The sequence below is a fragment of the Alteromonas stellipolaris genome (genome assembly GCF_001562115.1).
Taxonomy (GTDB): Bacteria; Pseudomonadota; Gammaproteobacteria; order Enterobacterales; family Alteromonadaceae; genus Alteromonas; species Alteromonas stellipolaris.
Window position 1 is genome coordinate 4062187 of sequence record NZ_CP013926.1, and the last position, 20665, is coordinate 4082851.

9 protein-coding genes, 3 rRNA genes and 1 pseudogene are annotated in these 20665 nt (G+C 44.0%); 3 read left to right on the forward strand and 10 right to left on the reverse strand.

Annotation, left to right across the window (positions count from 1 at the left end):
- Nucleotides 1–77: 77 nt before the first annotated feature.
- The 6 genes and pseudogenes from AVL57_RS17180 to AVL57_RS17200 all read right to left on the reverse strand — a co-directional run bounded on the left by AVL57_RS17180 (nt 78) and on the right by AVL57_RS17200 (nt 9978).
- Nucleotides 78–1640, reverse strand: coding sequence for a catalase (locus AVL57_RS17180; RefSeq protein WP_232363294.1), 1563 nt, complete (start codon nt 1638–1640; stop codon nt 78–80).
- A gap of 589 nt (nt 1641–2229) precedes the next feature.
- Nucleotides 2230–3612 (reverse strand): alkaline phosphatase PhoX, encoded by a 1383-nt coding sequence (locus AVL57_RS17185; RefSeq protein WP_057789232.1) that lies wholly within the window; start codon nt 3610–3612, stop codon nt 2230–2232.
- Between the two features lie 518 nt (nt 3613–4130).
- Nucleotides 4131–4208 (reverse strand): annotated as a pseudogene (locus AVL57_RS21330) (EF-Tu C-terminal domain-related protein); the annotation flags it as partial.
- Between the two features lie 409 nt (nt 4209–4617).
- Nucleotides 4618–4733 (reverse strand): 5S ribosomal RNA (gene rrf / locus AVL57_RS17190).
- A 165-nt stretch (nt 4734–4898) separates the two neighbouring features.
- Nucleotides 4899–7885 (reverse strand): 23S ribosomal RNA (locus AVL57_RS17195).
- A gap of 560 nt (nt 7886–8445) precedes the next feature.
- Nucleotides 8446–9978, reverse strand: a 16S ribosomal RNA gene (locus AVL57_RS17200).
- Together the 16S, 23S and 5S rRNA genes form the textbook arrangement of a ribosomal RNA operon.
- A 1219-nt stretch (nt 9979–11197) precedes the next feature.
- On the opposite strand from AVL57_RS17200, the gene AVL57_RS17205 reads away from it, so the two are divergent.
- Together AVL57_RS17205 and AVL57_RS17210 are read left to right on the forward strand one after the other, a co-directional pair.
- Nucleotides 11198–11923 carry a hypothetical protein gene (locus AVL57_RS17205; protein ID WP_376738723.1) on the forward strand — a complete coding sequence of 242 codons (726 nt, stop codon included), beginning with the start codon at nt 11198–11200 and terminating at the stop codon, nt 11921–11923.
- A 118-nt stretch (nt 11924–12041) separates the two neighbouring features.
- Entirely contained in the window at nt 12042–12917 is an 876-nt protein-coding gene (locus AVL57_RS17210) for a sulfotransferase (protein WP_082605024.1), read from the forward strand.
- A gap of 79 nt (nt 12918–12996) precedes the next feature.
- Here the strand turns inward: AVL57_RS17210 and AVL57_RS17215 are convergent, their stop codons facing one another.
- From AVL57_RS17215 to AVL57_RS17225, 3 genes are read right to left on the reverse strand one after another with little or no spacing between them, the layout of a single operon-like run.
- Nucleotides 12997–14403 (reverse strand): TolC family protein, encoded by a 1407-nt coding sequence (locus tag AVL57_RS17215; protein WP_057795874.1) that lies wholly within the window; start codon nt 14401–14403, stop codon nt 12997–12999.
- 8 nt (nt 14404–14411) lie between these two features.
- Nucleotides 14412–15455 carry an efflux RND transporter periplasmic adaptor subunit gene (locus AVL57_RS17220; RefSeq protein WP_057795872.1) on the reverse strand — a complete coding sequence of 348 codons (1044 nt, stop codon included), beginning with the start codon at nt 15453–15455 and terminating at the stop codon, nt 14412–14414.
- Nucleotides 15448–17154 carry an ABC transporter transmembrane domain-containing protein gene (locus tag AVL57_RS17225; protein WP_057795870.1) on the reverse strand — a complete coding sequence of 569 codons (1707 nt, stop codon included), beginning with the start codon at nt 17152–17154 and terminating at the stop codon, nt 15448–15450. Before AVL57_RS17225 ends, AVL57_RS17220 begins: the two co-directional genes overlap by 8 nt.
- 109 nt (nt 17155–17263) lie before the next feature.
- Here AVL57_RS17225 and AVL57_RS17230 point away from each other — a divergent pair, with 109 nt between their 5' ends.
- Nucleotides 17264–18178, forward strand: coding sequence for a LysR family transcriptional regulator (locus AVL57_RS17230; protein ID WP_061093604.1), 915 nt, complete (start codon nt 17264–17266; stop codon nt 18176–18178).
- Between the two features lie 83 nt (nt 18179–18261).
- Here the strand turns inward: AVL57_RS17230 and AVL57_RS17235 are convergent, their stop codons facing one another.
- Nucleotides 18262–20643: an Ig-like domain-containing protein gene (locus tag AVL57_RS17235; RefSeq protein ID WP_057795866.1), complete on the reverse strand. Its 2382-nt coding sequence runs from the start codon at nt 20641–20643 to the stop codon at nt 18262–18264.
- Nucleotides 20644–20665 lie beyond the last annotated feature (22 nt).

Genomic DNA, 20665 nt, shown 5'->3' on the forward strand with positions numbered 1-20665 from the left:
GGGTTATTCAGATGAAGTCTTTAATAACTATAACTGCCCTACCTAAATAGGTAGGGCGAGTTGATAGTGGGTATTACTTATTGCATAAGGGCAGTTAAGCTTTCCGCTACTTTCTTAGCTTTAGCAGCACGGCCTGCTTGCTCGTCCATTAAAGCTTTTGCTTCTGCACGTACTTGCGAAATAGAAACCTTGGCTAGCTTAGCAACGCCAGTACCATATTCTTTATCTGCGTTGTACATGAAAGCACTGATGATAACGCGGATCTCTTCTTCAGGTACCGATGCTAATGCACCACCCATGTTGTTGATTAAGTTCTTACGACCTTGCTTATCAAGGTTGCGGTAGAACTCACCGGCTTGTTTAAAGTTCTGTTCCTTGTAGAAAGGAATTTGCTGTGTCATACCTGCAAGCGGCTTGCTTGAGTAACGGTATGCTGGATCTTCATTCAAGTCTAAGCGACGGCTAGGCTGGTAGTTAACATCACGGTTAGTTGATGTAGTACGAAGCTGGCCATGTTGCTCGTGGTTGTTAATCTCAACATTTTTAGGTGCATTTACCGGAATACGGTAAGCGTTAACACCTAAACGGTAGCGCTGTGTATCAGCATAAGAGAACAAACGACCTTGTAGCATTCTGTCTTCTGAAGGCTCGATACCAGGAATTAGGTTACTTGGAGCAAATGCAGCTTGTTCAGTTTCTTCAAAGAAGTTGTCAGGTACACGGTTTAACACCAAACGACCAATTTTACGTGAAGACACTAACTTCTCAGGCCAGATCTTAGTAGTATCTAACGGGTTGAAGTCAAAGTCGTCTAATTGCTCAGGCTCAAGTTCTTGCAAGTACAAATCCCATGAAGCTGTTTCGCCTTTCTCACCAATGCGAGTGTAAACGTCAGTGGTGTGTGGCTGGAAATCCATACCTTGTTGTTTCATTGCTTCTTCAGCAGTGAAGTTCTTGATAGGTTGGTTCGCTTTCCACGTAAATTTCACGTACTTCACATTGCCTTCATCATCAACAAATTTGAAAGCGTGAACACCTGAACCATCCATATTTAAGTAGCTTGCAGGCGTACCATAGTCAGAGAACAACATAGTTAGCGTGTGAGTAGATTCTGGAACATGCGAGAAGAAGTCGAATACACGCTTAGCATCTTGCTTGTTCGTTACCGGAGATGGTTTAAAAGCGTGAACCATATCTGGGAATTTAATTGCGTCACGGATAAAGAATACAGGGAAGTTGTTACCGACTAAATCCCAGTTGCCTTGTTCAGTGTAAAATTTAACGGCGAAACCACGAGGATCACGAAGCGTTTCAGGCGAAAGGTGGCCGTGTACTACTGATGAAAAGCGCACGAATACTTCAGTTTTTTTACCTTCACCTTGGAAAGGTGCAGCTACCGTATCGTCAGATAAATCTTCGTAGTTTTCATAGTAACCATGAACACCAACACCACGGGCGTGAACCACACGCTCTGGAATACGCTCACGGTCAAACGCCGCTAGCTTTTCAATTAGGTGAGAGTCTTGTAAAAGCACAGGGCCCCATGGGCCAGCAGTTTGAGAGTTTTGGTTGTCTCCAACTGGTGCGCCATTTTGACGAGTAAGGGTATCCGCTTGAGCACTTAAGCTCATGCTTAACATGCCTACGGTTACACAACTTATAATACTACGGGTAAACGATCGTTTCATTTATGCTGCTCCTGAAATACGAGTTTTAGTGGTCGGGTTTTTCTGAGCGACACAAACTTGGTCGCCATAATAGTTATTTGCATAGTTGCAAACCGATTGCGCTGGTTTAGCAACGAATTTGTGCGGTGTAAGTTTTCTTAGAATTGTGCTCACAACAGCTCTCCTTGTTAGATGCGAGGATTATTACTGTTCTGCGAAAACTATTAAAACGACATAAACTGATTAAGTTAATTGAATTTATAGATGTGACTAAAGATTAGAAAAATGATTGGGATTTTCGATTGATATTTTAGCCTGGCTGAACTGGGGAGAATTGGCGATTTATTTGGTCGCTAAACTAACAGGTAACTTTTAGCTTTATACTAGGAAGTTAGTATCTTTGAACCCAATTTAGAGTGAGCACCTTGGCAGGCAAGAAAAGGATAGAAAGGGACAGATAGGGAAAAGGAAAGGAAATAGAGTGTAAAAAGCAGAAGGGCAATGTACTTCACATAAGTATGAAGCACATTACCCATGATGACTTACTTAAACATTGTGCGAGTTAAAGCGCCATCCAAGGGCCTGTTATGGCCAAGGTTTTACTGGGGGAATACATATTTACGAACAACACACTACCGTCGTTAGTAAAACAAGCGCCTGCAAGTTCAGTTTGCGCATGAAGTTTAGCAACGTTATAAATATCCCCTTCTGGCGTCACGCCTCTTAGGTGATTATCTACCACCTCGGTGTACTGATCTTCACATACAATTAAATGACCGTTGGGGCTTACTGTTAGGTTATCGCCAAAGTTAAACAAGCTAGCGTCATCACTTTCAACAAATAATTGCAATCTGCCACCTGAAGTTTCAGATTTTGAAGTAGCGTCAGCTGTAGCGCCTTGTTGCTGAGAGCTTTGTGGCTGATAACGCATTATCTGACCTAATTGCTTAGCCCCGCCATTGGTACAGCAAAAATAAAGCTCATTGTTGCCCCAGTGCAGCCCTTCACCACGAGCAAATAGTGTAGCCCCTGCCTTATAACCTTGAACACGCAGGTCATCATTAGGGCTTTCTGGTGTATGTAAATCAACCCAATCCACATTTAACCATTCCCCAAGGTTCATACGCGCCTTGTCCCAGTTACGAGAATCGAACTGAGGCACATCTTGTATACGCAAAGCCTGTAACTTACCGCCTTTAGCCAGTTGGCCTTTCACATTGGGTATAAAGCGATAAAACAGACTGTCACCTCTGTCTTCCGTTAAATAAACAATACCGGTTTCAGGATCAACGCAAGCGGCTTCATGGTTAAACCGCCCCATTTCTTTTAGCGGTTTTGCCGCTACTAATTCGTCGGCATTAGCGGGCACTTCAAAGATATAACCATGCTCTTTAGCAATAACACCGTTAGGTTTATCAACAGATTCTTCGCAAGTTAACCACGTCCCCCAAGGCGTGGTGCCGCCAGCACAGTTTCGAATCGTGCCAACTAAGCTAACAAACTCTTTTTCAACAACCTTGGTATCAAGATTATAAACCAGCGTGGTGGTGCCCCCTGGTAGCGCAACACCATTTTCAAATTTATCGTAAGCTAAATCAGTAGAATGAGCTTGAATAGATTCCGGCTGAATAGATAAGTGAACGGCTTGTAATTCGTGATTACGTACTAAGGCAACTTTATTATCACCTAACGCGAAACATCCCATACCATCAGCACGATCGGGCACATGTAATCCATCACTCATGGCATCACCCAGTTCAGAGATAACCTGGTAACTAAACCCCTGAGGTAAATCGAGAAGTTTCTTAGGATCAGGCACAAGAGGCCCATAACCTTTGGTTGTTGGCGTCAACACACCCGCATTCGCCTTACCCAGCGCACTTGATGCCAACCCAGCAAATGCCAAGGTACCCGCCCCTTTAAAAAACTGCCTTCTATTAATCATTATTATCACTCATTTGTACTGTTACTTAAGCACTTGATTTACGTGTACCCGATTAAACCAAATACTGTCTACATCTATCATCACACACTATTGTTACATTATAACATTTGTAGATTTTTCTCTATGACAAATACCTTTGTTTTTATGTAAGCCACCGCCCCCTGCTAAATCGACGCAGTTAAACCAGAGCACTTGCTACGGTCTATGTAACTTGAAATAAATCACAGTAAACAAAAACTAAGCAGTAGACTTAGTAACAATAGATGGGTTCAGAATGATATGAGACAAAGCACCAATCCCTCATGAGTTCACCTTAAACTTGGTATTAGACTTATGATTATTGAATAGAGCTGTGTGCGCACCGGAAGCTTTCTACAGCATGGATGCTGTGGCAGAGGCCCCATGGATGGGTTCACGCCGTGTTTCTGATGGGGGCGACTCCCTCTCAAAACATAAACGCAAGACACAAAAAAGGCGCTCTAATGAGCGCCTTTCTTTAATGCTTTGGTTTGCTTAGATTAAAGAATCTTAGCTACAACACCAGCACCTACAGTACGGCCACCTTCACGGATAGCGAAGCGTAAACCTTCGTCCAGATGCTTCTGGTTTAGTGGGCTTTATGCCCACATATACTTTCATGTTCATATTTCACTTGGTGGGGCTTATGGGATTAACTAAATTACTTAAATTGAAAGCTTATGTTTTAAAGCAGACAGATAAGCTATGGCATGAAATATGTAGCTTAACCTACTAGCCTCACATGATTTTATTATTTTTTCTGTGTAACTTACTATAGGTACGTAATTAAGCGACTCACTTTAACCATAGTTTTCAGTAGTGGCGTATTAATATATTATTTTGAAGATCTGGATACGGCTGGAGTCAGTCGATCAGCATAAGTAAGCTACATGGTAACTTCTACCAACGGGCTTCGCGCTAACTCACACTTTTCTACAAGCATAAAAAAAGGGCTATCCGTTAGGATAGCCCTTTCTTCGAATGGGAGCTTGGCAGTGTGCTACTCTCACATGGGGAAACCCCACACTACCATCGCCGCTAATACGTTTCACTTCTGAGTTCGGAATGGGATCAGGTGGTACCGTATCGCTATGGCTGCCAAGCAAAAACTTTTGCAAACGTTAGTTTGCGTAATACCGACTTATTTAGTCCATATTACTTTAATAATTAACAATTTAGGAATTCTGATATTCACGTAATCAATCTTTGAGCACTGAGTACTACTACTCTAGTTGCTATTAGCTTTGTCTTACAACACTCAAGATATAAAGCCTCTGCCTCTCGGGCAATTAGTACAGGTTAGCTTAACGCCTTACAACGCTTCCACATCCTGCCTATCAACGTCATCGTCTATAACAACCCTTCCGGACTTTAAAAGTCAGGGATGACTCATCTTTGGGCCGGCTTCCCGCTTAGATGCTTTCAGCGGTTATCCGTTCCGAACGTAGCTACCGGGCAATGCCATTGGCATGACAACCCGAACACCAGCGGTTCGTCCACTCCGGTCCTCTCGTACTAGGAGCAGCTCCCATCAATCATCCAACGCCCACACCAGATAGGGACCGAACTGTCTCACGACGTTCTAAACCCAGCTCGCGTACCACTTTAAATGGCGAACAGCCATACCCTTGGGACCGACTTCAGCCCCAGGATGTGATGAGCCGACATCGAGGTGCCAAACACCGCCGTCGATATGAACTCTTGGGCGGTATCAGCCTGTTATCCCCGGAGTACCTTTTATCCGTTGAGCGATGGCCCTTCCATACAGAACCACCGGATCACTATGACCTACTTTCGTACCTGCTCGACGTGTCTGTCTCGCAGTTAAGCTAGCTTATGCCATTGCACTAACCTCACGATGTCCGACCGTGATTAGCTAACCTTCGTGCTCCTCCGTTACTATTTGGGAGGAGACCGCCCCAGTCAAACTACCCACCAGACACTGTCCATAATCCCGATAAGGGACCAATGTTAGAACATCAAACATACAAGGGTGGTATTTCAAGGACGGCTCCACACAATCTAGCGACTGTGCTTCGAAGCCTCCCACCTATCCTACACATGTAGGTTCAATGTTCAGTGCCAAGCTGTAGTAAAGGTTCACGGGGTCTTTCCGTCTAGGTGCGGGTACACAGCATCTTCACTGCGATTTCAATTTCACTGAGTCTCGGGTGGAGACAGCGTGGCCATGGTTACACCATTCGTGCAGGTCGGAACTTACCCGACAAGGAATTTCGCTACCTTAGGACCGTTATAGTTACGGCCGCCGTTTACCGGGGCTTCGATCAAGAGCTTCTCCGAAGATAACCCCATCAATTAACCTTCCGGCACCGGGCAGGTGTCACACCCTATACGTCCTCTTGCGAGTTAGCAGAGTGCTGTGTTTTTAATAAACAGTCCCAGCCACCTGGTCACTGCGGCCCTCATCTGCTCAAGGAGCAAGTCCTATCACAAACAAGGGCGTACCTTCTCCCGAAGTTACGGTACAATTTTGCCGAGTTCCTTCACCCGAGTTCTCTCAAGCGCCTTAGTATTCTCTACCTGACCACCTGTGTCGGTTTGGGGTACGGTTTATATAATCATAAGTTTAGAAGCTTTTCCTGGAAGCAGGGCATCAACAACTTCACTACCGTAGTAGCTCGTCTCGCATCTCAGCTTTAAGCGTCCGGATTTACCTAAACACTCGGCCTACTTGCTTTCACTTGGACAACCAACGCCAAGCTTGCTTAGCCTTCTCCGTCCCTCCATCACTGATTATATAAGTACGGAAATATTAATCCGTTTCCCATCGACTACGCATTTCTGCCTCGCCTTAGGGGCCGACTTACCCTGCCCTGATTAGCATGGGACAGGAAACCTTGGTCTTCCGGCGTGGGAGTTTTTCACTCCCATTATCGTTACTCATGTCAGCATTCGCACTTGTGATATGTCCAGCAGACTTCTCAATCCACCTTCATCCACTTACACAACGCTCCCCTACCATACGTGTAAACACGTATCCGCAGCTTCGGTATATTGCTTAGCCCCGTTACATCTTCCGCGCAGGCCGACTCGACTAGTGAGCTATTACGCTTTCTTTAAAGGGTGGCTGCTTCTAAGCCAACCTCCTAGCTGTCTATGCCTTCCCACATCGTTTCCCACTTAGCAATATTTTGGGACCTTAGCTGGCGGTCTGGGTTGTTTCCCTCTTCACGACGGACGTTAGCACCCGCCGTGTGTCTCCCGGATAGTTCTCATTGGTATTCGGAGTTTGCAAAGGGTTGGTAAGTCGGGATGACCCCCTAGCCTTAACAGTGCTCTACCCCCAATGGAATTCGTCCGAGGCTCTACCTAAATAGATTTCGGGGAGAACCAGCTATCTCCCGGTTTGATTGGCCTTTCACCCCCAGCCACAAGTCATCCCCTAACTTTTCAACGTTAGTGGGTTCGGTCCTCCAGTTGATGTTACTCAACCTTCAACCTGCCCATGGCTAGATCACCGGGTTTCGGGTCTATACCTAGCAACTAAACGCGCAGTTAACACTCGCTTTCGCTACGGCTCCGCTATTCGCTTAACCTTGCTACTAAATATAAGTCGCTGACCCATTATACAAAAGGTACGCAGTCACCCCATCACTAAGCACCCTGCTTGATTTTTGGCGGTTTACCGTTGGCTGCTTCGCAGGTCAACGTTACGCGCTTATCAAACGGTTGCACTTTGTGAGTCACATCACTAAAGGCACTTAGTGATGGGGCTCCCACTGCTTGTACGTATACGGTTTCAGGTTCTATTTCACTCCCCTCACAGGGGTTCTTTTCGCCTTTCCCTCACGGTACTGGTTCACTATCGGTCAGTTAGGAGTATTTAGCCTTGGAGGATGGTCCCCCCATATTCAGTCAAGATAACACGTGTCCCGACCTACTCGATTTCACAAAAACAAACACTTCGTGTACAGGGCTATCACCTTGTATCGCGCCACTTCCCAGAGGCTTCCACTACGTTCATAATTGCTTAAGGGCTAATCCCCGTTCGCTCGCCGCTACTAGGGGAATCTCGGTTGATTTCTTTTCCTAAGGGTACTTAGATGTTTCAGTTCCCCTCGTTCGCCTCGTTACACTATATATTCATGTAACGATACCTATAAATAGGTGGGTTTCCCCATTCGGACATCTGTGGCTCAAATGCATTTTGTCGGCTCACCACAGCTTTTCGCAGACTTACACGTCCTTCATCGCCTCTAACTGCCAAGGCATCCACCGTATACGCTTAGTCAACCCCAAATGGCCTTCGTTAACACTTCCTATTCTTCCTAAATTTTCCTCGTTCGCTCAGTTACATACTAAAAGTATGTGTCTTCGCTTACTCGTCGATTTAGTCGACTAGAAACTGTTACCTCGACCATTGCACTAATAATCTTATAAATAAGAATATTAAAACAATGATTGAGCGAAGCGCTCTCCCGCCTTTTGAAATCAGGACTGGATGAGATCTAACTCAGTTGTATGCATGACAAGCTAATCGTGAAATTGCCTTGCTATCTTCTTGCTAATCGGACTTGCCGATTGGCACGCTTTTCAACGCTTTTTCGATAACAAGCAATTCAAGTCAAGTAGAGTAGTAAGTACGTCTTTCGACTTCTCAATTACTCAAATTTTGATTGATTTACTAATTAAATATCAGCTTTCCAAATTGTTAAAGAACATAATGCTTTCAAAGAAAGCACTTAAGTTTGATTTCACAATCAAACTTAAGCGCTCTAAGGCACATCTTTAAACTATTAAACAAAACAATCTGTGTAGGCACTACACTAACAATGTCACCATCGACATTTTTGGTAAGGAGGTGATCCAACCCCAGGTTCCCCTAGGGTTACCTTGTTACGACTTCACCCCAGTCATGAAACACAAAGTGGTAATCGTTCTCCCGAAGGTTAAACTAACTACTTCTTTTGCATCCCACTCCCATGGTGTGACGGGCGGTGTGTACAAGGCCCGGGAACGTATTCACCGCAGTATTCTGACCTGCGATTACTAGCGATTCCGACTTCATGGAGTCGAGTTGCAGACTCCAATCCGGACTACGACATACTTTAAGGGGTCCGCTCCACATCACTGTCTCGCATCCCTCTGTATATGCCATTGTAGCACGTGTGTAGCCCTACACGTAAGGGCCATGATGACTTGACGTCGTCCCCACCTTCCTCCGGTTTGTCACCGGCAGTCTCCTTAGAGTGCCCAACTAAATGCTGGCAACTAAGGACAAGGGTTGCGCTCGTTGCGGGACTTAACCCAACATCTCACGACACGAGCTGACGACAGCCATGCAGCACCTGTGTTTGAGTTCCCGAAGGCACGAAACCATCTCTGGTAACTTCTCAACATGTCAAGTGTAGGTAAGGTTCTTCGCGTTGCATCGAATTAAACCACATGCTCCACCGCTTGTGCGGGCCCCCGTCAATTCATTTGAGTTTTAACCTTGCGGCCGTACTCCCCAGGCGGTCTACTTATCGCGTTAGCTTCGCTACTCACGACTTAAAGTCACAAACAGCTAGTAGACAGCGTTTACGGTGTGGACTACCAGGGTATCTAATCCTGTTCGCTACCCACACTTTCGCACATGAGCGTCAGTCTTTGGCCAGGGAGTCGCCTTCGCCACTGATGTTCCTCCAGATATCTACGCATTTCACCGCTACACCTGGAATTCCACTCCCCTCTCCAAGACTCTAGTCTGCCAGTTCTAAATGACCGTCCCAGGTTGAGCCCGGGGCTTTCACATCTAGCTTAACAAACCGCCTGCGTGCGCTTTACGCCCAGTAATTCCGATTAACGCTCGCACCCTCCGTATTACCGCGGCTGCTGGCACGGAGTTAGCCGGTGCTTCTTCTGTTGTTAACGTCACGGCTAGCAGGTATTAACTACTAACTTTTCCTCACAACTGAAAGTGCTTTACAACCCGAAGGCCTTCTTCACACACGCGGCATGGCTGCATCAGGGTTTCCCCCATTGTGCAATATTCCCCACTGCTGCCTCCCGTAGGAGTCTGGGCCGTGTCTCAGTCCCAGTGTGGCTGATCTTCCTCTCAGAACAGCTAGAGATCGTTGCCTTGGTGAGCCTTTACCTCACCAACTAGCTAATCTCACTTGGGCCTCTCTTTGCGCCGGAGCCGAAGCCCCGTTTGGTCCGAAGACATTATGCGGTATTAGCAGTCGTTTCCAACTGTTATCCCCCTCGCAAAGGCAAGTTCCCAAGCATTACTCACCCGTCCGCCACTCGACATCATCTAGCAAGCTAGACATGTTTCCGTTCGACTTGCATGTGTTAGGCCTGCCGCCAGCGTTCAATCTGAGCCATGATCAAACTCTTCAATTAAATAAATATATCGAATATGAATCGTCGTTGTGTGACACTCTTAATGAGTGCCCACACAGATTGTCTTGTTATAAATTGTTAAAGAACATAGTGCAGAATCTCGACGCTTTTTTGTCGTGACTTCTGCGCAAGAAGGACCAACATTACTCTCAGTTGATTCATTTTCCTTGCTAGCGGACAACCTTGGTTGTCGCAATTCACTATAAGCCTTGGCTTGTTAGTGACTCACCCTGTTCGAGTGAGGTGCGCATTATACGCTTGAAGCTTTCAGTGTCAACACTTTTTGAAAATTTATTTTCTGAAGCGTTTTCTTTAAAACCCCGTCACACTTGGCCTTAAAGGTAAGTAGTGACTTGCTTTGTCAGTGTAAGTTATTTCACTTTCCTGTCGAAGCGGATGCGCATTCTAGAGATTTCTGAGCCTGCGTCAACCCTTGTTTTAAGAAAAGTGTAATAAACTGAACCATTCGGTTAATTTTCACTCAGATGAGATAATAAGTAGACAATATGGACTAATTACTAATAGGATGGGACTATAATTCCTATAAAGTAGTAGTCCGTTAGTGGTAATAGACTACGCAATAAATATAATCTTAATGAGTGCCCACACAGATTGTCTTGTTATAAATTGTTAAAGAACATAGTGCAGAATCGCGACGCTGTTTGTCGTGACTTCTGCGCAAGGAGGACCAACATTACTCTCAGTTGATTCGTTTCCCTTGCTAGCGAACAACCTTGGTCGTCGCAATTCACTAAAAGCTATTGCTTCTTCGTGACTCACCCTGTTCGAGTGAGGTGCGCATTATACGCTTGAAGTTTTCAGTGTCAACACTTTTTGAATTTTTATTTTCTGAAGTGTTTTCTTTAAAACCCCGTCACACTTGACCTTGAAGGTAAGTAGTGGCTTGCTTTGTCAGTGTAAGTTATTTCACTTTCCTGTCGAAGCGGATGCGCATTCTAGAGATTTCTGAGCCTGCGTCAACCCCTGTTTCAAGAAAAGTGTAATATAGTGAACCATTCGGTTAATTTTCACTCAGATGAGATAATAAGTAGACAATATGGACTAATTACTAATAGGATGGGTTAATAATTCCTATAAAGTAGTAGTCCGTTAGTGGTAATAGACTACGCAATAAATATAAGGTGGATATATGTTTCGTATTACTTCATTGCTTTCATCGGCAGTGCTGGTACTCGCAGTAAGTACACCAGCGATAGGTATGAGTGCAAAGGATGGAACAGTTTCACCGGAAGAAGCTACCTCTAATCAATCTAATCACTTCCAAACCTCGTTCCTAAAACGTCAGGTTGATCAAAACATGTCTGTTGGACGTGCTATTAGTTCTATAGCAGGTCATTACCCTCAGGATGTGGTTTCAATTGTTGATATTGCATTGGACACTTACCCTGATCAGTATCGTGAGATTATCTTTGCTGCTATTTCATCTCAGCCTTCATCTACAGAAGAAATAGTACAGTTGGCTATAGAGAAAGAAGTAAGCTCATGCCCTAATATCGTTCAGTTAGCGATAATGGCAGAACCCACTTATGTAGATTTCGTAGTTCAAGCGGCTGCTGTTGCAACTCCTGAAGAACTAAACGAGATTGTTCGTGTTGCCGTGCTTACGCAGCCTGATGCAGCAGACAGTATTGTTCAGACTTTGTCTCAGGAACATCCAAACAAGATTGTCGATATCATGACAAGCGCACTTAATGCAGTGCCTTTTGTTGGTGAATACGTAGTAGATGCATTGTTAGCTGTATTCCCGAACGATGCAAAAACGGTTGTAGAAACTGCGGTAAGAGAATCTTCTCAGCAACGTGAGCAAGTTATTCGTATATTAGCCACTGCACAACATGCAGGTGTTAAAGACGACAAGTTAAAAGAATATGCGCTAGCCGCAGGGTTATCTGAAGAAGACTTTGATTCAGCAATCAACAACTAATTCAGCAACGCTAAATAAACCTTCAAGCTTACGTAAATAATACGTAAAGATAAGACCCTTCGTCACTTTTGTAAGTCAGAGTAGGTAATCCTTTATTTACTCTGACTATCGATAAGCTATGATGCCGAACAATGACGACCTCTCCCCTTTTAAACAACCTATTATTTGTTTAACCAGCCTATCTCATTCTGGGTCAACGGTGTTCTCTATGGCATTAGCGTGCCACGAAAACCTTATCTCGCTTGGAGAGATATACCAGGTCTTAAGAATGGGCCCGACTTATTGGCTAAATAAACAAGAACATCGTTGTAGTTGTGGCGCACCTGCCGAACAGTGTGATTTCTGGCGTCCCGTATTAACAACAATGCGCAGTTTAGACATTATAAACCCTACTTTACCAAGCTATTACCTAGATGCTTACGCTACTGTGCTCGCTCAGTTTTCTAAATTGTACGGTAAAGACTACCAACCAATAGATACCTCAAAGGGAATAAAACATCTAAAGTTACTGGCGGCCTCTGAGACTATTGATGCCAAAGCGCTATTTTTGATTAGAGATGTTCGCTCTTACGCGAGCTCTCAAGCTAGGTTAGCTCGTTCACAACCTCGCAAAGGGTTAAAGAAGGTAAAAGGCCACTATTGGTACCAGATGATGCGCTGGCTAAGTGACAATAAGAAAAGGGAATCTTTATTAACCGATCTTGCTTTACCCTTCGAAACAGTAGGTTATGAACCCTTTTGTTTCAACCCCACCCAAACTCTCGACAGCGTTTACAACTTTTTAGCGTTACCGAAAACACTAAGTAACGAGAGCTTAGGGAAATCGACGCATCATGTACTGTTCGGCAACCCCATGCGAAATTGTGAGACACGTAAAACTGAGATTCGTTATGACGACAGGTGGTTTAGTGAAACCAACTACATGCTAGCGGCCGCACTTATACCCACCTTAATGCAATATAATCAAGCGCGAGTCTATGCTTCCGGTCAATAAAAGCCCTCTGCTAATTGAAAGCAAACTTTGAAGCCGAAGTAGAAGTGTCTAATTGAACACGCAGTGGTTACCTACTGAACTAGGGATTAACCGTGTGCAGTTTAGCAACGACACGATATAGCATAAGCTCAGCATTCAACAAATCGACATTTGTTTCTATCGCTTTCATTTGCGCCTTGATTTCATTGGATGCTCTAGCGTTCAACGTAAACATATCACTGTCACCTGCATCAAAACGTTGAAGCTCCATACTTGATAGTAGCTTGGCGAGCTCTGCATTTTGCTGCTGTAAACTGGCAATTTCTTTTGCTTTCACCCAGTATTCGTAGGCTTTTTCGAATGCTTGCTCGATGGATTGCTTACTAGATAGATACTTATGCTCAAGCTCTCGTCCCTTCGATACTAGTTTAACTTGCTCGGCTTTTGCCTTTCTGTTGCCTAGTGGATAGGAAAAGGCCAAGGCCACTTTGCTTTCTGTGCCGTCTAGTGAATTGGGTCCGCTACCAATATCTCGAGCTAAAGAGGCTTTCAGGTCTAGTTTAGGTAGCAGCGCATTCTTAGCTAAGACTTGCTTGTTCTGAACCACCGTTTTACTCATGCGCAATAAAGCTAACTGAGGGTGCTGAGTTATTTGTTTACGTAGCTGAGATATTTGCGTAGTGCTGATACTAAAAGGCCAATGAATATCTGGCGATAACATAGTTTCTGTTATCGGTATCATTTCACCTTGTGTATCGCGCCAGTAGTACGACAAGGTTCGAGCATGCGCATTACGTTTTTGCTTTAGCTTAGCTACTAATAATCTCTGTTCTAAAATATTCGCTTTGAACTCGGTAAGGGTAGCTCGCGCTAAATCGCCTTTTTCAACCCGAGTAGATAAGGCACGTTCACGCTCAGCGGCACGGCTTAATAAAGATTCAACCGATACCACCTGCAACGCGCTTTCATACCATAGTAAATACTCGGTTAACCCTTTATATAGAAAGCTATTCAGTAAATCTTGTGCTTCAGCCTCCCATTGCTGGGCTGCCAACCTCGCATTTCTAACCCCTACTCTGCGTTTATCTACATCACGGTTTTTCAATAATGATAGGGCTATTCCTACACTGGCTTCCCCGCCAGAGAGGGTTTCGTATTCTTGCTCGTAAACAGGAAAGTCGCCATCAGACACACGGTACTCTGTATAAACTGACGCGTTCAACGACTGAAGTGGCTTTATTGCCCGTTGTTGTAGTGCCAAGCCATCGTAATAACCGCTTACTCTGCTAGATGTTTGTTGTTCTATAAAGGGGTCGAACTCACTAAGCGCAATGTCGATATCTGCGCCACTTTGAATTTCACCCTCAGCAATAGCTTGAGTATAAGGATGGTGATACCGCATTGACTCAATCAGCTCGGTTGCCGTAGGTAAAGACGACGCAAATGTAGACCCCGTCATAGAAACACTAAATACCAAGGCAAGTGTAACAACATGTAGTTTTCTCATGTTAACCCTCACCAACTCGACGTTTTAGTTTCAGATGGTTCCGGCTCAGCAGTTTGCTGGGGAGGGAAGTTATTCAGTTGCCGCCACAATTCATAGCCCAACTTCACTTCTTCTAACAATACCCAGGCTTTAACGCGGCTTCCTAAGCGCGTAGCACTTTCCTTAGGCCACGGCACATCATTCACGTCAGGCACTATCCACACCTGAAACGTACCAGCGGTACTTGCTACCGGTTCAACGTAAACCACCTCACCACCAAATGTACCTATGGAACTGCCCGGCCACCCGCTAAATTGAAACACAGGCCAGCCTTCAAACTGTAAACGCGCCTTGGCGCCTTTTTTAACTAGCGGCGCATCTAGCCCAGTTACCGTTATACGTATGCTACGTTTAGCGTTCAAAGGAATGAACTGACCTAGTACGGCCCCTGCTTTTACAAACGTTGAAACCCCGCCAGAGTAAAGCCTAATAATAGTGCCATCTACAGGTGCCACTTTTGTTTGAATCGACTGGCGAGATAAGCTCATGCTTACATCGTTAATGGCAGACAGAGAACTTGCCGCTTTCGCCTTTAACTCCTGCACCTTTATTTGCGCGGCTTCTACATCTTTGCGAGACACTAACCCCTGTTCTTGCAACCCGATTTGTCGTGCTAGGTTATTTTCAGCGTTAGCCACAGCTGTTTCGTTAGCTTGATGCCCGGCTTTTGCCGCCGTTAGCTGAGATTGAAGCTTATCTAAACGACCAGCGTCGGTATCTATTAAAGTAACGATGGGGTCGCCTGCTTTTACTTGCATACCTTCGCGTACATGCCATTGCTTTATTTGCCCGTCGACTAAGGCACTAATCGCTTGCGTTCTGTCGACCGGATCTAAAGAGTCTACCATTCCCGTGCCGTAGGCCGTTTGCATCCAAGGTGTAAACCACAAAATCAGCGATGCACACACCACCATCGCTAACACTAATCCACACACCACTTTGTGAAGTTTAGGAATATGTAGTGACGATAAAGAACTGACATTATCTAAAAATCGCTTTTCTGCACTATTCATCACTTGCTCCTTCCTGCGCCACTTCTTGGTCAATAATGCTATCTTTTGCAGGTTTAGCAGCCACTACCTTGGCACTGTCTTTTAGATAAATAACACCGTCCAAGCAGTGAGGTTCGGGTGTATTAGTAAAATAGAGCACCGTACAATTAAGTTCAGATAAGCGATTTAATAAACGTAATCGCAATGCTAGCGGAATGGCGTCGAAATGTTGATTTATGATAAGTACTTTAGGCTCTTCAATGATAACTGCTGCTAGTTTTAAAAGTAAGAATTCTAGCGGTTGCAATGGTGCTCCTAGCACCGATACCTTAGAGTCAACTCCTTTAGGCAACGCGTCGATAACCGTATCTAATTCAACTACGGCCAAGGCTGCTCTAATTTCAGCAAAGCTCGCTCGAGGGTTTGCTAACCGTAAGTACTCTTCAATAGAGCATTCAACAATAAGAGAGCGGTCTAGCGTATTAATGGCTTGGCGTAATTCATAGGTGTCGAAGTCGTATAGGCTTAAATCGCCAAGCAGTAACTCTCCTTTTTGCGGCTTTTCATAGCGCTTCATTAACCCTATGAGTTGTTTTTGAACCCAGCTCTTGTTGGTAGTAATAAAGTACTTACCACCCGCTTCAATTTGCAAATCAATTAAGCAGGTATCGCTGCCATGGGTAAGGTGTAACTTATTAAAAATGAGCTGTGAAGAGGTTGGCACCCGATCGGCTTTCTCATTAACGTCTTCTTGCGGAATAACCAGTGCAGAACCAATCTTTTCAGCCGCACCATACAATTCATAATAAAGCTTTAAATATTGGGTAAAGCGTGACAACCCAAAGAATACTGCAGACATTATTAATTCTGCCGCAACCAACTGGCCAATGGATAACTGGCCTTGTACCACCAGCACACCACCAATACCTAATAGTGCCGCACTAGCAAATGCATAAAGCAGTAAGAACATAACGACTTGCGCGAAGGTATAATGGAAGTGATTTTTATGTTTAGTTAGGTAGTTGTTGATAAAGGTATCGGTGCTTCTACCTGCATATTCAACATGGTCAGCCGACTTGAAAAACTCATGAGCCGCTGCAATGTCGTTTAGCCATTTCGCCGAATCGTACTTCGCATGTGATAGCTCAATAGCAGAGCGTTTAGCCCCCGTACCCCAAATTTTCCATATGGTGTACATGACTAAAACCAGCACAAGATTAAACGCAAATAACATGGGATGGTAAAAAGAGACCAAAGTAAAACCCACTAACATTTGCAGTACTAAGGCAAAACCATCAACCATTAGCGAAGGCACATTCTTCTGCAGGGTCATAATGTCGAAGTAACGTTGGGTAATATTGGTGTTTTGCCGGCCTTCAAAAAAACGGTGCTCCGCCATAATGGTTTTTAAACTGATCATAGCGGTTAGGCGCGCATAAATTTTTCGTTCGTAATATTCCATAATGCGCATTCGAAGCGCACTGAAAATACCCGATACGAAAAGCGTTGAAAACAATACAATGGCAAGAATGATAACCGACCGTGTAGAACCAATATTCGCAATGCTGTTAATCAAGGTTTGCACCGCAATAGGCACCGCTAGTGTCATTAAACTAATAGCAACGCCATAGGCAATAGCAACCCAGAAAAAACCTGACTCTGGTTTCAAAATGGCAAACAAGGTTTTCCTTGTTGCGTGTAAATTAATGACTTTTCCCATAATTCCTTCGATAGCGCCGAGTGATACTTCGCATTTTATCTAGTGTAATTCAAATAAAAGAATACTAAACCTGTTATATTCTTATTAGTTCATCGTAAAAATCTTACTTATGCATCACCTCAACTATCATCATCTTTATTACTTCTATTTAGTGGCTCGCGAAGGCAGTATTGCGCAAGCCGCTAAGTTACTTCACGTTACTCCTCAAACTGTCAGTGGGCAACTAAGTACCTTTGAAAATCAGATTGGCTATCCTCTTTTCGATAGAGTGAATAAGCGCCTATATTTGAATGACAAAGGAAAGGTTAGCTTTCAATATGCCAGTGAGATATTTCATAAAGGCCATCAGCTAGCAGAAATACTAAACGCAGGTGATGAAATAAATACTAAGGAATTTGTGATTGGTATTACTAATGGCATTCCTAAAGTACTTTTTTATGACTTTGTTCATGACACTATGCGCAACTTCGCTAACGTCAAATATGTTATTAAAGAAGATAGCTTCGATGGATTACTCAAAGAACTAGCAATTAATGCGATAGACTTCATTGTGGCCGATAGGGGTATTGCGCCAGGTTCTCAAGTGAGTGCCAATAGCCATTTTCTTGGGGAAAGTGCTTTAAGCTTTTTTGCCAAAGCCCCCCTTTCAAGTAACCAGACTTTTCCTGATTGCTTAAATAATATGCCTTTGCTAATTCAGGGAAATACGTCAGGCATACATCACGCGTTAATAAGTTGGCTAGAAACAGAGCAGCTCTACCCAAAGATAGTAGCAGAATTTGATGATACCGCACTGCTTAAACTTTTTGGTAGTGAGGACTTTGGAGTATTTTGCGCACCAGCGGCCATATCAGATCATGTTGAAGTACAATATGGTGTTTGCTGTATTGGGCAGGCTCATTCACTGAATGAAAGGTATTATGCTATTACGGGAAAAAGTCGCGTAGATTTTACTATTACTGAATCTATTATTGGGGCTGCGCGCATTATTTTAGGTTACTCACAAAAGCCTATAGGTGCTTAGTTGGAGTGGACCTCAAGGTTTTGAAAACAAAAAAAGCCGAGCATGTGCTCGGCTTAAGTCATAGTCCAAATACCAACACAGTTCTATTGATCAAGCTTAAGTGATGAAACTGAACTGTTGCTTTGTGAGTCTGAGGTGTTCAGTCCATTAATTTCCGTATTTGCCCAAATCTCTGGATAAGCTTCCTCTAGGTTCAATGGCATGTAGAAGTTAAGCCTTGGAACCGTACCAAATGGTTCGTCGCTAAACCCATCGCTATAGTTAATGGTACCTACTTGATATTCAATGGTAGCCATTAAGCCCGAGTCTGTCACACCCAGTAAGTCCCACTTAAAACGGCGCTGAAAGACAAACGAACTATTTTCTCTAAGACCATCTAGCGTTAAAAGGTCACCCTCTTTCTGCCACTGAAAGTTATAGAGCGCACGGTCATCCACAAAACGAGATACAGGTAAGTCTGGATCAAAATAATCTATCTCGGCAAAAACCCTACCGGCAGTACCATCGCTATCAAAGTAGTAACTCCACAAATCTTCCGCTAGTGGTAAATCATCAACAAAAAGCGAAGCGCTCAAAGTAGAAGCCCAAACCATTGGTGGCGTAGACGTTACATCAAAATTTTCAGGTAAGCTGAAGTCGATACTATGCATATCAGCCGCATACTTTATTACGTTTCCGGCCTCTTCATATTCGTACACAGCAATTAAGTAGTCATTCTGCTTTTTAAACGGCGTCACTTTAAATGACTTTCCATTTACAGATAAACTAATTGTACCGCTGTCGAAAGACCAACTGCCCTGAGTACCAAACAAACGAGAATTGACAGTGTTGTCATCGTTAAAAGTAAGGTAATCGCTTATCATTCCCTCCAGAGAAACCGGATTGCCTTCTTGGTCGTTTAAGCTGTATTCAAACTCACTGTTATAAGCGACTACCCAAGGAGATGCCAACACGTCTTCACGAGAAAGCGAAATGGCTTCAGAAGTGTCACTGTAAATGGAGGTATAAGTTTGAGGATATTCTGTGACAAACTCTGGCGCTCCATAACTCTCATCAACTGCTGGCGTTATCGTTAGTTCTATAACTTGTGACACGTGGGCAATCGCATTACCGCCATTTTCGTACACTAATTCGAAACTCTCAGAAACTGGTTTTTTTTCTATTCTCCATTGCGCAGAGTAACCTTCTTCATCTGTAGCAAGAATTTGCAACACTGTTTCTTCATCAAAATATTCAAGATAGTTCGAAGGACTTGGAGGAAATTCAAGGCTTGGGGTGGCATCGGTATTCGCCACGACAAGCACACCATCATCTACCGACCAACTAACACTATCTGAAAAAGTATTGTAGTAATTTTCGGCTGACGACTTGCTTCCTGTTCCATCGTCATTAAATGTATAAACAGCCGAACCCTTAGTCGCTAGGTAGGCTCCAGCGCTATAAGTTGCAAAGGTTTTGCCGGCTATCGATGATTCACTGTAGCTTTGTTGAAGCGTGTCATCTTCTAATGTTTGTACACGGGCTGTGTTAAGCGCATCAACGAAGGTATCAGCATAGGTCCCGTCTTCATTTATCAGGCCTAGATCATTCAAATAGGCTCGAATAGTAGTGAGAATATTTTCATCACTGTTGGCAAAGAATGAAACCGTATCTGTACCATCAGGTAACGAAAAGTCATCATTATCAGCAACTACTTTTATAAAGCTTGCAAGGCCTAACACTTTCTCAAAATCGGCTTCAGCGACGTATACGTTAAAGCTTGCTTCCCCACCGTCGTTTACATACTCAGTGTACATAATAGAAAGCGCGGTGCTTACATGGGTAATTTTACTTTCTAAGAGCAGTGCATCCGAAAGCTCAGTCGTATCGTTTTCACTTGCAAGCGCTCTCAAATCTAAGAAATCACCCACCCGCGATAGTAAACTTACATGTGCCTGATCGTCCACCCCGTTTGCGTTAAGCACCAAGTAGCCGGGGTCTTCACTTACCAGAATTGGGAGAGAGTATGTACCGTTGCTATCAGTAGTTGCACTCGCTACAACATCACCATTATCGTTAGTAGCAGTAATCTCACCGTTATTTATAGGAGCATCAGTGGCAATACCAGTAATCGTGACAGACTGTTGGTTTGTGATGGTAACCGTTGAACTTGTTGATAATTCACCATCGGTTACTTCATATGAAAAACTTACATCGCCCATGGCTTGAGCTGATGGCGTGTAAACCAATGTGTTGTTCGTTATAACGACGTCACCAATATCAGGCGTACCGACAGCAGAAATGGTAAGCGCATCACCATCTGGGTCACTATCATTTGCTAATACATCAACAGTAATCACTGAGTCGTTCAGTGTGGTTGCAGCATCAGCAGTGAGAATGGGCGCTTGGTTTTTTTCGTCAGAACCTCCGCAGGCAGAAAGAAGTGCTGCACTTACAACAAGCGCAATAAGACTCTTTTTCATCATCTAATGTCCTTATCAATTTTTA